General features: G+C 73.6%; 12 protein-coding genes. 8 read left to right on the top strand and 4 right to left on the bottom strand.

Annotated features, from left to right (window positions below; genetic code table 11):
- Positions 1-266: IS30 family transposase (locus HOQ23_RS19310; RefSeq protein ID WP_172217015.1), on the top strand; the 266-nt coding region annotated here is incomplete at its 5' end.
- A 124-nt stretch (positions 267-390) separates the two neighbouring features.
- Positions 391-822: a nuclear transport factor 2 family protein gene (locus HOQ23_RS19305; RefSeq protein WP_172217013.1), complete on the top strand. Its 432-nt coding sequence runs from the start codon at positions 391-393 to the stop codon at positions 820-822.
- Between the two features lie 24 nt (positions 823-846).
- Here the strand turns inward: HOQ23_RS19305 and HOQ23_RS19300 are convergent, their stop codons facing one another.
- On the bottom strand, positions 847-1,740 hold the full coding sequence (locus tag HOQ23_RS19300) for an SDR family oxidoreductase (RefSeq protein ID WP_172217011.1): 894 nt from the start codon (positions 1,738-1,740) through the stop codon (positions 847-849).
- 107 nt (positions 1,741-1,847) lie between these two features.
- Between HOQ23_RS19300 and pdxH the strand changes: the two genes are divergently transcribed.
- The 6 genes from pdxH to HOQ23_RS19270 all read left to right on the top strand — a co-directional run bounded on the left by pdxH (position 1,848) and on the right by HOQ23_RS19270 (position 9,326).
- Positions 1,848-2,522, top strand: coding sequence for a pyridoxamine 5'-phosphate oxidase (pdxH, locus tag HOQ23_RS19295; RefSeq protein ID WP_172217009.1), 675 nt, complete (start codon positions 1,848-1,850; stop codon positions 2,520-2,522).
- 48 nt (positions 2,523-2,570) lie between these two features.
- Positions 2,571-3,158 carry a TetR/AcrR family transcriptional regulator gene (locus HOQ23_RS19290; protein ID WP_216654446.1) on the top strand — a complete coding sequence of 196 codons (588 nt, stop codon included), beginning with the start codon at positions 2,571-2,573 and terminating at the stop codon, positions 3,156-3,158.
- Positions 3,159-3,161: 3 nt separating this feature from the next.
- A complete protein-coding gene (locus HOQ23_RS19285; RefSeq protein WP_172217007.1) occupies positions 3,162-4,904 on the top strand; it encodes an ABC transporter ATP-binding protein in 1,743 nt (580 codons plus the stop codon).
- On the top strand, positions 4,901-6,841 hold the full coding sequence (locus tag HOQ23_RS19280; protein WP_172217005.1) for an ABC transporter ATP-binding protein: 1,941 nt from the start codon (positions 4,901-4,903) through the stop codon (positions 6,839-6,841). The genes HOQ23_RS19285 and HOQ23_RS19280 overlap by 4 nt, the downstream gene beginning before the upstream one ends.
- Positions 6,842-7,140: 299 nt before the next feature.
- Complete coding sequence (locus tag HOQ23_RS19275) at positions 7,141-8,835, top strand: MDR family MFS transporter (RefSeq protein ID WP_367650588.1); 1,695 nt, start codon at positions 7,141-7,143, stop codon at positions 8,833-8,835.
- Positions 8,832-9,326, top strand: a complete 495-nt coding sequence (locus HOQ23_RS19270) for a MarR family winged helix-turn-helix transcriptional regulator (RefSeq protein ID WP_172217003.1) — start codon at positions 8,832-8,834, stop codon at positions 9,324-9,326. Before HOQ23_RS19275 ends, HOQ23_RS19270 begins: the two co-directional genes overlap by 4 nt.
- Here HOQ23_RS19270 and HOQ23_RS19265 read toward each other — a convergent pair.
- Genes HOQ23_RS19265 through HOQ23_RS19255 form a run of 3 tightly spaced genes read right to left on the bottom strand, consistent with a single transcriptional unit; the run spans position 9,268 to position 13,111 of the window.
- A complete protein-coding gene (locus HOQ23_RS19265; protein WP_172217001.1) occupies positions 9,268-10,962 on the bottom strand; it encodes a glycoside hydrolase family 13 protein in 1,695 nt (564 codons plus the stop codon). The genes HOQ23_RS19270 and HOQ23_RS19265 overlap by 59 nt on opposite strands.
- Positions 10,962-11,759, bottom strand: coding sequence for a hypothetical protein (locus tag HOQ23_RS19260; RefSeq protein WP_172216999.1), 798 nt, complete (start codon positions 11,757-11,759; stop codon positions 10,962-10,964). Before HOQ23_RS19260 ends, HOQ23_RS19265 begins: the two co-directional genes overlap by 1 nt.
- Complete coding sequence (locus HOQ23_RS19255; protein WP_172216997.1) at positions 11,756-13,111, bottom strand: deoxyribodipyrimidine photo-lyase; 1,356 nt, start codon at positions 13,109-13,111, stop codon at positions 11,756-11,758. The genes HOQ23_RS19260 and HOQ23_RS19255 overlap by 4 nt, the downstream gene beginning before the upstream one ends.
- Positions 13,112-13,144 lie beyond the last annotated feature (33 nt).

Here is a 13,144-nt window from a genome sequence, read left to right as displayed (position 1 = left end):
TGGCCACGCACGCGACGTTCACCCTGGCCACCGGGTGCGGGGTCTACTTCGCGGACCCGCACAGCCCCTGGCAACGCGGCACCAACGAGAACACCAACGGCCTCGTGCGCGACTTCCACCCCAAGGGAACTGACTTCAACCAGGTCAGCGACGAGGACATCGCCGAGATGGAACGCCTCCTCAACATCCGACCCCGACAGACCCTCGACTGGGACACCCCCGCCGATAGGCTCCGCGAACTACTGGATGTTGCACCGACCACCTGAGGCCGCCGCCGCGCGGAGGTGTCAAACCCAGCAATTGCGCCGAAAAGCACCGACCACGGGCAAGCAACGAACGCGCGCATGACCCGTCGGTCCGAGCCTCGTTGTCCCGGGCGGAGGTGGTCGCATGGCCAGCACGCCGGGGGGCGTCGAGAGCGTGCCGGTCGTCGAGGCGGCCGTGGCCCGGCTGGGGGAGTGCCTGCGCGCCCGCGACGTCGCGGCCGCGATCGGGTGCTTCGTCAGCGACGGGGCGCTGTACGGCGACGACGTCGGCGAGCATGCCCACGGCGCCGAGGAGATGGAGTGGTTCTTCGCCGAGCTGTTCGAGGAGGACTTCACCCTCGCCTGGGAGCTCGGCGAGACCTGGGCCCGCCACCGCGGCGACCTGGTCTGGTTCGTGTGCGGCGCCGAGGTCGTGGTCCGCTCCGACGAGGGCTGGGAGGACCGGGCGCCGTTCCAGGTCTCCGGGGTGCTGCGCGCGACGGGTGGAGGCTGGCGCTTCGAGCTGTTCAACGCCAGCCAGCCGGCGCGGCGCACCGACTCGCTGCTCGCCGGCTGAACGCGCGTGCCCAGGCGCCGGACCTCAGGAGTCGGACCGGGCGGCGCGGGCCGCCTGCAGGCGCCGCTGGCGGGCGACGAACCCGACCGAGGACCGGGCGACCAGCGCCGGGGAGAGCCGCCCGAGGCGCCAGGCGAGCCGGGCCTGCAGCGGGGTCACCAGCAGCGGGCGGTCCGCCGCGACGGCGGCGAGGGCGCGGTCGGCCAGCAGGTCGGGGTCCAGGGCACGGCGTACGCCTTGGCCCTTGAGGTAGTAGTCGCGGCCGTGGAAGCGGCCCAGCTCGCCCTTCTCCAGCAGCGGCGTCTCGACGGCGGAGGGGCAGATCGCGGTCACGCCGACCCCCTTCGCGGCGGCCTCCGAGCGCAGCGCGAGGGACAGCCCGACGACCGCGTGCTTGGTCGCGACGTAGGAGGTGATCAGCCCGGCCGCCATCAGCCCGCCCATCGAGGCGGTGTTGACGATGTGCCCGCCCCGGCCGCCCGCGGAGCCCTGGCGCACCATCAGCGGGTACGCCGCGTGCACGCCGTGCACGACGCCGCGCAGGTTCACGTCGATGATCGCGTTCCACTGCTCCAGGCTCAGGTCCTCGGTCTCGCCGCCGAAGGTGATCCCGGCGTTGTTGAACAGCAGGTCCAGGCGCCCGTGCTCGGCGGCGACCTCGTGCACCAGCGTGGCCACCGCGGCGGCGTCGGTGACGTCGAGGCGGGCCGCCCGCGCGGTGCCGGGTCCGGCGGTCAGGGTGCCCGCCACGCGGGTCGCCGCCTGCTCGTCGAGGTCGGCGAGGACGACGTGCGCGCCGGCGCCGACCAGGGCGCGGGAGAGCGCGGCGCCGACGCCGGAGCCGGCCCCGGTGACGATCGCGCTGCACCCGGCGTACCGCCCGGCATGGGGGAGGGGTGTGGGCTGAGTCACAGACATGCGTGGAGTGTGGCAGCCCGGGTCGGCCTGCGGGCGGACTTCGGCGCAGCTGGTCGCGCCCCGGATCTGGGCGGGGATCGTGCGGCGCGCGTGGCTAGGGTCGGAGCATGAGTCGCGAGTCGCCCCTTCCCGACCTCGCCGCCCTGCGCGAGGAGTACGCCGCGGGCGGCCTCGTCGAGTCCGACCTGGCCGCGGACCCGATGACGATGTTCCGCGGCTGGCTGGCGGAGGCGATCGCCGCGGGGCTCTACGAGCCGACCGCGATGGTGGTCGCCTCGGTCGCCCCCGACGGCGCGCCGTCCTCGCGGATGGTGCTGCTCAAGGGCCTGCACGACGGCGTCGGCCCGCAGGGGCCGGGGTTCGTCTTCTTCACCAACCGCGAGTCGCGCAAGGGCGTGGAGCTGACGACGAACCCCCGCTGCGCGCTGCTCTTCCCCTGGCACCCGCTCGAGCGGCAGGTGCGGATCGAGGGGACCGCCGAGCCGCTGCCGCGCGTCGAGGTGGAGGCCTACTTCTCCGGACGCCCCCGAGGCTCGCAGCTCGGCGCCTGGGCCTCGCCCCAGTCGCGGCCGGTGGCCGGACGCTGGGCCCTCCTCGAGGCGTACGACGAGGTGCGCGAGCGCTTCGAGGGCCGCGACGTGCCGGCGCCGGAGCAGTGGGGCGGCTTCGTGGTGCGCGCCGAGGCCGTGGAGTTCTGGCAGGGCCGCCCGGGTCGCATGCACGACCGGCTGGTCTACCGCCGCGCCGACGCCGGCTGGCGTGTGGAGCGGCTCGCGCCGTAGTCCTGGAAACCAAGTGAGTGAGTGCTCACTCACTCTAAGGTGGGAGTCATGTCACCACGTGCGGCGCCGATGTCGCCCGAGCAGCGCCGGGCCGCCCTCGTCGAGGCGACCCTCGAGCTGCTGCGCCACCACGGCCGCGGCGTGACCACCCGCCAGATCGCGACTGCCGCGGGCGTCGCCGAGGGCACCATCTTCCGGGTCTTCGAGTCCAAGGACACGCTGGTCGACGCGGCGATCGCCCGGGCCTTCGTGCCCGGCGCCGTGGCCGAGCAGCTGGCCGCGATCGACCCGGCGCTTCCGTTCGAGGAGCGGATGGTCGAGGTGGCCGCGATCCTCCAGCGACGCTACCGCTCCACCTTCGAGCTGATGGGCCAGCTCGGGCTCCTCGCCCCGCCTCCGGGCGCCGAGGCGACCGGCGATCGCCGGCACCGCCTCGAGGGGCTGCTCGAGCTGATCGTCGAGGTCATCGGAGCCGACGCCGCCGACCTCACCGTCCCCGCCGACGAGCTCGCCCACCGGCTCCGGCTGCTGGTCTTCATCGGCAGCCACCCCACTCTCGCCGACGGCCGCCCGCTCACTCCCGAGCAGGCCGTCGACACCGTGCTCCACGGGCTCCACCGCCCGGGAAGGTCCTGACCCATGCTGATCCGGCTCCTGCGCGAGCACCTCGCGCCGTACCGCCGCTGGCTGCTCGCCGTCGTCCTGCTCCAGGGCCTCGGCGTGGTCGCCGCGCTCTACCTGCCCAGCCTCAACGCCGACATCATCGACAACGGCATCGTCGCGGGGGACACCGGCTACATCGTGCGCGTCGGCGCGGTGATGCTCGGCGTCTCGGCCGTCCAGCTGCTCGCCTCGGTCGGGTCGGCCTGGTACGGCGCGCGCACGGCGATGAGCCTGGGCCGCGACCTGCGCGGCGCGCTGTTCCACCGGGTGCAGACGTTCTCCGCGCGCGAGATCAACCAGCTCGGCGCGCCGTCGCTGATCACCCGCACCACCAACGACGTCCAGCAGGTGCAGATGCTGGTGGCGATGGCCTCGATCATCGCGGTGACCTCGCCGATCATGATGGTCGGCGGCATCGTGATGGCGCTGCGCGAGGACGCCGGCCTGGGCTGGCTGCTGGCCGTGGTCGTGCCCGCGCTGTTCGTCTCCGTCGGGCTCGTGGTCAGCCGGATGGTGCCGAGCTTCCGGCTGATGCAGGTGCGCATCGACGCGGTCAACCGGATCCTGCGCGAGCAGGTGGCCGGCATCCGGGTGGTGCGCGCCTTCGTGCGCGAGCCGTACGAGACCCAGCGCTTCGCGCGCGCCAACGACGACCTCACCGACGTCGCGCTGCGGGCCGGTCGCTGGATGGCCAGCCTGTTCCCGATCGTGATCGCGCTGGTCAACCTGGGCAGCGTCGCGGTCATCTGGTTCGGCGGGCACCGCGTCGACGCGGGGGAGACCGGCGTCGGCTCGCTCACCGCGTTCCTCAGCTACCTGATGCTGATCATGATGAGCGTGATGATGGCGACCTTCATGCTCATGCAGGTCCCGCGCTCGGCAGTGTGCGCCGACCGCATCGCCGAGGTGCTCGACACCCGCACGTCCGTCGTCCCGCCCGCGGAGCCGGTCCCGCTCGACCCCGCCCGCCGTGGCTGGCTCGACGTCGAGCACGTCTCCTTCGCCTACCCCGGTGCCGCGGACCCCGTCGTGTGCGAGGTGTCCTTCTCCGCCCGCCCCGGGCAGACCGTCGCCGTGGTCGGCTCCACCGGCTCGGGCAAGACGACACTGGTCAACCTGCTCGCCCGGCTCGTCGACGCCACGTCCGGCACCGTCCGCGTCGGCGGCACCGACGTGCGCGAGCTGGACCCCGACGTGCTCTGGGCCGACCTGGGGCTGGTGCCCCAGCGGGCCTGGCTGTTCAGCGGCACCGTGCGCTCCAACCTGCTGCACGGGCGCCCGGACGCGACCGAGGCGGACCTGTGGGACGCGCTCGAGGTGGCCCAGGCCCGCGACTTCGTCGAGGCGATGCCCGAGGGGCTCGACGCCCCGGTCAGCCAGGGCGGCTCGAACTTCTCCGGCGGGCAGCGCCAGCGGCTCGCCATCGCGCGCGCCGTCGTACGACGTCCCGCGCTGTACCTCTTCGACGACTCCTTCTCGGCGCTCGACGTCGCCACCGACGCGCGGCTGCGCGCCGCGCTGCGACCGGTCACGACGGAGTCCACCGTGGTCGTGGTCGCCCAGCGGGTGTCCACGATCCTCGAGGCCGACCTGATCGTCGTGCTCGACGACGGCCGCGTGGTGGGCTCCGGCACCCACGCCGAGCTGCTCCTCGAGTGCCCCACCTACCAGGAGATCGTCGCCAGCCAGCTGGGCATCGACGAGGGAGACGCCGCATGAGCACGCCCCGCAAGCCCGCCGGCCTCCGCGAGACCGAGCGGATCGAGGCGCCCCCGGGCGGCCCCGGCCGCGGTCCCGGCGGCGGCATGGTCGCCCAGAAGGCGATGACGTTCGGTCCCTCCGCCAAGCGCCTCGTGGCCCGGCTGCGCCCCGAGCGGGGCACCGCGGTCGCGGTGGTCCTGCTCGCCGTGGGCTCGGTCGCGCTGGTCTCGATCGGCCCCACGATCCTCGGCCGCGCCACCGACCTGGTCTTCAACGGCCTGCTCGCCGGTGACCTGCCGGCCGGCACCCCGCAGTCGGAGCTGCCCGAGGCGATCCGCGGGCAGGACGTCGTACCGGGCCAGGGCGTCGACTTCGGCGCGGTCGGACGGGTGCTGGGCATCGCGATCGCGGTCTACCTGTTCGCCTCGGTGCTCTCCTGGCTCCAGGGCCTGCTGGTCAACGCGATCGTGCAGAGCACCGTGCGCCGGATGCGCAGCGACGTCGAGGACAAGATCCACCGGCTGCCGCTGGCCGCCGTCGACCGCTCCTCGCGCGGCGAGCTGCTCAGCCGGGTCACCAACGACATCGACAACATCAGTCAGACGCTGCAGCAGACGATGAGCCAGCTGCTCACCGCGATCCTCACCGTGGTCGGCGTGCTCGCGATGATGCTGTGGATCTCCCCGGCGCTCGCGGTGGTCTCGCTGGTCTCCGTGCCGCTCTCGCTGATCGTGACCCGCGCGATCATGAAGCGCTCGCAGGGCCGCTTCGTGGCCCAGTGGCGGCGTACCGGCGCCCTCAACTCCCAGGTCGAGGAGGCCTACTCCGGCCACACCCTGGTCAAGGTGCTCGGGCGCCGCGAGGAGGTCGAGACCAGCTTCGCCGAGGAGAACGAGGGGCTGTTCCGTGACAGCTTCGCCGCGCAGTTCATCAGCGGCCTGATCATGCCGGCGATGATGTTCGTCGGGAACCTCGGCTACGTCGTGATCGCCGTGGTCGGGGCCCTGCGCGTGGCCAGCGGGTCACTGACGGTCGGCGAGGTGCAGGCCTTCGTGCAGTACGCGCGCCAGTTCAACCAGCCGGTCACCCAGCTGGCCTCGATGGTCAACCTGCTGCAGTCCGGGGTGGCCTCGGCCGAGCGCGTCTTCGAGCTCCTCGACGCCGAGGAGGAGCCGGCCGACCCGCCCGCGGGCAGCGGCGGGCGGATCACCCGCGGCGAGGTCGCCTTCGAGCACGTGTCGTTCTCCTACGACCCCGAGCGCCCGCTCATCGAGGACCTCTCGCTGGTCGCGCGCCCGGGCCAGACCGTGGCGATCGTCGGGCCGACCGGCGCGGGCAAGACCACGCTGGTCAACCTGGTCATGCGCTTCTACGACCTCGACTCGGGCCGGATCACCATCGACGGCCACGACATCGTCGGCATGTCGAGGGCGGACCTGCGCGGCCGGATCGGGATGGTGCTCCAGGACGCCTGGCTCTTCGGCGGCACGATCCGCGACAACATCGCCTACGGCCGCCCCGACGCCACCGACGAGGACGTGCTCGCCGCGGCGCGGGCCACCTTCGTGGACCGCTTCGTGCACTCCCTGCCCGAGGGCTACGACACCGTCGTGGACGAGGACGGCTCCAACCTGTCCGCCGGCGAGCGGCAGCTGATCACCATCGCGCGGGCGTTCCTCACCGACCCCGCGCTGCTCATCCTCGACGAGGCGACCTCCTCGGTGGACACCCGCACCGAGCTGCTGGTGCAGCAGGCGATGGCCGCGCTGCGCAGCGACCGGACCTCCTTCGTCATCGCCCACCGGCTCTCCACGATCCGCGACGCGGACCTGATCTTGGTGATGGAGGACGGCGCGATCGTCGAGCAGGGCGCGCACGCCGAGCTGCTCGACGCCGGCGGCGCCTACGCCCGCCTGCACCGCGCCCAGTTCGAGGCCGCGCCGGTCGCCGACTGAGGGTCCCCGGGAGTGTCGAAAAGGCGTTGTCGCCCCCGCGGGCCCGGCGTACCGTGGAAGGACACGGGAAAGGAGGTGGTCCGAACAGTGAAGAGCTTCAGGACGCGTGAGGTGGCTGCCCGCTAGCAGCCGACCGCTGCGGCGAATCCACCGCAGTCACCCGACCCGCAGGCGCGCCGGACCCCGTCCCTCCGGCCCGGACCCCGATCTCGGGGGCCACGCCTGCGGGTCGCCCCATTTCTCGACTCGGGGAATAAGGTTGCCTGTATCAACCTTTCCTCCGCATGGATCGAGACTCTGTGACCGAGCAGACATCCGCCGCCCCCGGGGCCGGGGCGGCCGACGGACCTGGCGCGCCGGCAGGCGGCGAGGCGGCGATGACGCACCGCCAGATCCTGGAGGCGCTCTCGGGCCTGCTGCTCGCGATGTTCGTGGCGATGCTGTCGAGCACCGTGGTCAGCAACGCGCTGCCCCGCATCGTCGCCGACCTCGACGGCAGCCAGACCGGCTACACCTGGATCGTCGTCGCGACGCTGCTCTCGATGACCGCGACCACGCCGATCTGGGGCAAGCTCGCGGACCTGTTCAGCAAGAAGCTGCTGGTGCAGACCGCGCTGGTGATCTTCTCGGTCGGCTCGGTCATCGCGACCTTCGCGCACAGCATGGAGCTGCTGATCGGCGCCCGCGTCGTGCAGGGCCTGGGCATCGGTGGCCTCACCGCGCTGGTGCAGGTCGTCATCGCCACGATGGTCAGTCCCCGCGAGCGCGGGCGCTACTCCGGCTACATCGGCGCGGTGTTCGCCGTCGCCACGGTGAGCGGCCCGCTGATCGGCGGGGTCATCGTGGACAGCCCGCTCGGCTGGCGCGGCTGCTTCGCCATCGGCCTGCCGGTCGCGCTCGCGGCGTTCGTGCTGCTGCAGAAGACGCTGCACCTGCCCGTCGTACGCCGCAAGGTCCGCATCGACTACCTCGGCGCCACCCTGATCATGGGCGGCGTCTCGATCCTGCTGGTCTGGGTCTCCCTCGCAGGCAACCAGTTCGCGTGGGCCTCCACGGCCACCGCGGTGCTGGTCGCCGTCGGCGTGCTGGTGCTCGCCGCTGCGGTGTACGTCGAGATCAAGGTCGCCGCCGAGCCCGTGGTCCCGATGACGCTGTTCAAGGACCGCACGATCACCCTCTCCACGATCGCCTCGACCCTGGTGGGCGTGGCGATGTTCGGCTCCACCGTCTACCTCAGCCAGTACTTCCAGCTGGCCCGCGGGATGACGCCCACCACGGCCGGCCTGATGACGGTCGCGCTGGTGGTCCCGCTGATGATCTCCAGCCTGGTCAGCGGCCGGGTGATCACCCGCACCGGACGCTGGAAGCGCTGGCTGGTCGGCGGGATGGCGTTCGTCGTCGCCGGCCTGGCGCTGCTCGGCACGATCGACGAGTCCACCCACCTGGTCGCGGTCTGCGCCTGGATGGGCCTGCTCGGCCTCGGGATGGGCTCGACCATGCAGAACCTGGTCCTCGCGGTGCAGAACAACGTCCCGGTCTCCGAGCTCGGCGCGGCCAGCTCGGTGATCGCCTTCTTCCGCAGCATGGGCGGCTCGGCCGGGGTCTCGGTCCTCGGCGCGATCCTCGGCACCCAGGTCGCGGACCGGGTGGTCGCGGGCTACCGCGACGCCCAGGTGATGCCGAGCGCCGAGTTCGGCAGCCACTCCATCCCCGACCTGCGCACGCTGCCGGGCGCGGAGGCCGCCATCTGGGAGCACGCGTACGGCGCGTCGATCGGCGAGCTCTACCTCATCGCGGTGCCCGCGGCGATCCTCGCCTTCGTGTGCGTCGTGCTGATCAAGGAGGTGCCGCTGCGCACCACGCTGGCGATGGGGCCGCCCGGCGCGGGGGGCCCGGGTGCCACGGAGCGCGTGGCCGAGGGTGTCCCGGCGGATGTCACGGGGCAGCCGCTGGTGGAGCGCGGGCGCGAGACGGGGGAGAATCCTCCTCGATGACAGCCAAGAGCCGCCACGACGCCCTCCAGACGGTCGAGCGCGAGATCGGCGTGATGATGCGTCGGATCCGCAAGGTGACGGGCGTGCGCGCCCGGATGATCGACCCGCACCTGCAAGCGGCCTCCTACCTGATGCTCGGGCACCTGGTGCAGTACGGGCCGATGCGGTCCTCGTCTCTGGCCGAGGTGTTCAACATCGACAAGGGCGCGATCAGCCGGCAGGTCCAGCACCTCGTCGACCTCGGCCTGGTCGTCCGTACGCCGGACCCCGAGGACGGGCGGGCCACCCTCGTGGAGGCGACCGAGGACGCCGCGCGCCGCGTCCGGGCCGTCGCCGCCGAGCGTCTGGAGTGGTGGGACGAGCGGTTGGGGGAGTGGTCGGACGAGGAGCTCGCCGGCTTCGCCGACGTGCTGACCCGCTACAACGCGATCCTCAGCGAGCCTCAGGAACCCGGATCCACACCGCACGGTCCGGGGGCAGGCCCCGCCTGAGCGCGGAGCCGGCGGTCTCGTCGCCGCCGAGCTCGGTGAGCGCGCCGCTGCTCACCAGCACCTCGCCCTCGGGCAGGGGCACCACGTCGGAGCCGCAGTTCAGCACCACCAGCACCGGCCCGCGCCGGAAGCGCAGCACGTCGCCGTCGACCTCGAGGTCGCTCACCCGCTCCCCGGCGCTCGTCGCGAAGGAGCGCCGGACCCGCAGCGCCTCGCGGTAGAAGGCCAGCGTGGACGCCGGATCGTCGTCCTGGGCGGCGACGGTGTGGGCGTGCCAGGTGGTCGGCTGGGGGATCCAGGACAGCTCCGCGGTCCCCGGCCCGAAGCCGTACGGCGGGTGCGCGCCCTCCCACGGCAGCGGCACCCGGGAGCCGTCGCGGCCCGGGTCCCCGCTCTCCGGGCCGCTGCGCAGCCAGGCGGGGTCCTGCCGGTGCTCGGGCGCGACGTCGACCTGCTCGAGGCCGAGCTCCTCGCCCTGGTAGACGTACGCCGAGCCGGGCAGCGCCAGCATGGTCAGGGTGGCCGCCCGGGCCCGGGCCAGGCCCTCGTGGCCGCCGCCGTAGCGGGTGCGGTGGCGCACGACGTCGTGGTTGCTGAGCACCCAGGTCGCCGAGGCGCCGACCGACTCCACCGCGGCGAGGGTGCCCTCGATGACGTCGGCGAAGGCGCGCGCCGACCAAGGCGCGAGCAGCCAGGCGAAGTTGAAGGCCTGGTGCATCTCGTCGGGGCGCACGAAGCGGGCCATCGACTCCGGGGTCTGGGTCCAGGCCTCGGCCACCAGCATCCGGTCCCCGTCGTACTCGTCCAGCACCCGGCGCCAGCGGCGATAGACGTCGTGCACCTCGGGCTGGTCCCACATCGGCTCGTCCAGGAGCGTGCGCTCCACCATCGCGTGCGGATGGTCGTCGGGCTCGGGAGCGGCCCCGGTGCTGTCGGGGGTCTCCTGGTCGCGCAGCGAGGCCTCCTTGAGCAGCCCGTGCGCGACGTCGATGCGGAACCCGTCGACGCCGCGGTCGAGCCAGAAGCGCAAGACCTCCTCGAACATGTCCCCGACCTCGGGCCGGCGCCAGTCCAGGTCGGGCTGGGTGGAGTCGAAGAGGTGGAGGTACCACTGCCCGTCGGGCACCCGGGTCCAGGCCGGGCCGCCGAAGACCGAGCGCCAGTTGTTGGGCGGCTCGCTGCCGCCCGGCCCGCGCCCGTCGCGGAACAGGTAGCGCGTCCGCTCCGGGCTGCCCGGTCCGGCGGCGAGCGCCGCGCGGAACCAGGGGTGCTCGGACGAGGTGTGGTTCGGCACCAGGTCGACGATGACGCGCAGGCCCAGCTCGTGGGCGCGCGCGATCAGCGCGTCGGCGTCCTGGAGGGTGCCGAACAGCGGGTCCACGTCGGTGTAGTCGGCGACGTCGTAGCCGTGGTCGTGCTGCGGGGAGGTGTAGAACGGCGTGAGCCACACCGCGTCGACGCCGAGGTCGCGCAGGTGGGGGAGCCGGGCGGTGATGCCGGGCAGGTCGCCGACGCCGTCGCCGTTGCTGTCGGCGAAGCTGCGCACGTAGACCTGGTAGGTCACGGCGTGGCGCCACCACGGCTGCTCGCCGGCGCCGGGCCGCTCGGCGTGGCCGGCCTGCTCCACGGCGGCCATCAGGCGTCGGGGGCGGGGTCGAGGACGATCCAGACCTGCTCCGCGGTGGCGAGCAGGGACCCGGCGGCGTCGTACAGCGAGGTCGCGGCGTGCACCTTGCGGCCCTCCTGGCCGCGGGCCTCCGCGACCAGCACGTGCTCCTCGCCGGGACGGGGCAGCGCCGTGACGCGCGCGGTCATCCGGCCCAGCACCATGGTGCGCTCGGCGAGGTCGCCGGCCCAGCCGCCGATGCAGTCCAGCGCCGCCCAGGTCACCGGGACGTCGGGGCTCTCGCCGCTCCCGGGCGTCCAGGTCGCCGCCCACCACCGCGGGCCGGGGCGCTCGATCGGGCCGGGGAAGATCCGCAGCCCGGTCTCGTGCTCGGGCCCGCAGACGAAGCAGCCGGGGAAGGGATGGGTGGTGTGGCCGGGGTACGCCGCGGACGCCGCGCGGGCCCGCGCGGCCGGGACGGGCGGCACGGCGACGAGGTCGTCGGTCACGAGGCGGGCGCGTGCGACCACGAGGTCGGCGTGACGCACGACCAGTCCGCCGTCCTCCTCGGTGGTCGACAGCTCCGTGTCCAGCGGCGGCGGCGCGGTCAGGGTGACCTCGACGTTCGACCAGCTGCGGACGTCGTCGCGGTGGGGGCGCAGCAGCTCGGCGACGGCGCCGGCGGTCCAGCCGCCGTTGGCGGAGGACGGCGGGCCGCAGAAGCGGCTCGGGACGACCAGACCGGCGCTGCCGGTGCGGGCACTGCTCCCGGTGCTGGCGGGCCTGCTGGTCGGGGCGGTCCCCGGCACGGTCGGTGTGGTGCTCACCGTCTGATCGTCTCCCATCGCTGAAGTGCCTCGCGCCGCTCGGCGCCGTGGTCGAGGATCGCGAGCGGGTAGCCGACGCTGTGACGTACCTCGGGGGAGGGGTCGTGGGGGTCGGGGACCCGCTCGGGGTCGGCGAGCTCCTGTACCCAGCGGCGCACGTAGGCACCGTCGGGGTCGAAGCGCCGCCCCTGGGAGGTGGGGTTGAAGACGCGGAAGAACGGCGCCGCGTCGGTGCCGCTGCCCGCCGTCCACTGCCAGCCGTGGTTGTTGGAGGCGAGGTCGCCGTCGACCAGCCAGTGCAGGAAGTGCCGGGCGCCGTGCTGCCACTCCACGTGCAGGTCCTTGACCAGGAAGCTGGCGCTCACCATCCGCATCCGGTTGTGCATCCAGCCGACCGCCCGCAGCTGGCGCATCGCGGCGTCGACGACCGGGAAGCCGGTGCGGCCCGCGCACCACGCCTCGAAGCGCTCGTCCGGCTCGTCGTAGGGCATCCGGGCGTACTCGGCGCGCAGGTAGTCGCGCGCGGTGTCGGGGCGCGCGTCGAGCACGTCGGCGTAGAACTCGCGCCACGCGAGCTCGGTGCGGTAGATCCCCGCGCCGGCGCCGCGCCGCGGGGCCAGGTCCGCGAGCAGGGTGCGCGGGTGGATCTCGCCCCACTTCAGGTGGTGCGACATCCGCGAGGTCCCGGGCAGGTCGGGACGGTCGCGCCGCTCGTCGTAGTCCGCGACGCCGTCGTCGAGGAACTCGGCCCACCGCCGGTGCGCGGCCTCCTCGCCGGCCTCGGGCAGGGTCAGTCCCGCGGGCAGCGGCGGCCGCGGGACCTCGGTCGTGTCCTCGGTCAGGTGCTGCCACTTCACCCCGGTCGGCGCCGCCACCGGGCCGCGCCAGCCGTGCTCGGCCCAGGCCCGGGAGAACGGCGTGAAGACCTGGTACGCCGACCCGTCGGCCTTGCGCACCCGGCCCGGCGACACGGCGTACGGCGAACCGGTCCGGACCAGTGCGACGCCCTCCTCGGCGAGCGCGGCCTCCACCTCGCGGTCGCGGCGCGCGCCGTACGGGCCGTGGTCGGCGGCGACGTGGACCTCGCTCGCCCCGACGGCGCGGGCGGCGCGGACCACCTGGCGCACCGGGTCCCCCCGGACGACCGACAGCCGGCCGCCGTCGGCGCGCAGGGAGGCGTCCAGTGCGCCCAGGGAGGCGGCCAGGTAGGCCCGCCGGCTCGGGCCGGCCGGGCCCCACAGGGCGGGGTCCAGGACGAAGAGCGGCAGCACCGGACCGTGCGCGCACGCCGCCAGCAGGGCGGGGTTGTCGCCGAGCCGCAGGTCGCGCCGGAACCAGAAGACGGTGGACATGGTCGCTCCACGATGGCAGCCCGATGGTGACGT

Origin of the sequence: Nocardioides sp. zg-DK7169 (assembly GCF_013155365.1) — a bacterium.
GTDB lineage: Bacteria > Actinomycetota > Actinomycetes > Propionibacteriales > Nocardioidaceae > Nocardioides.
The sequence above is the reverse complement of the archived record's forward strand: the minus strand, read 5'-3'. Positions and strand labels throughout refer to the sequence as shown.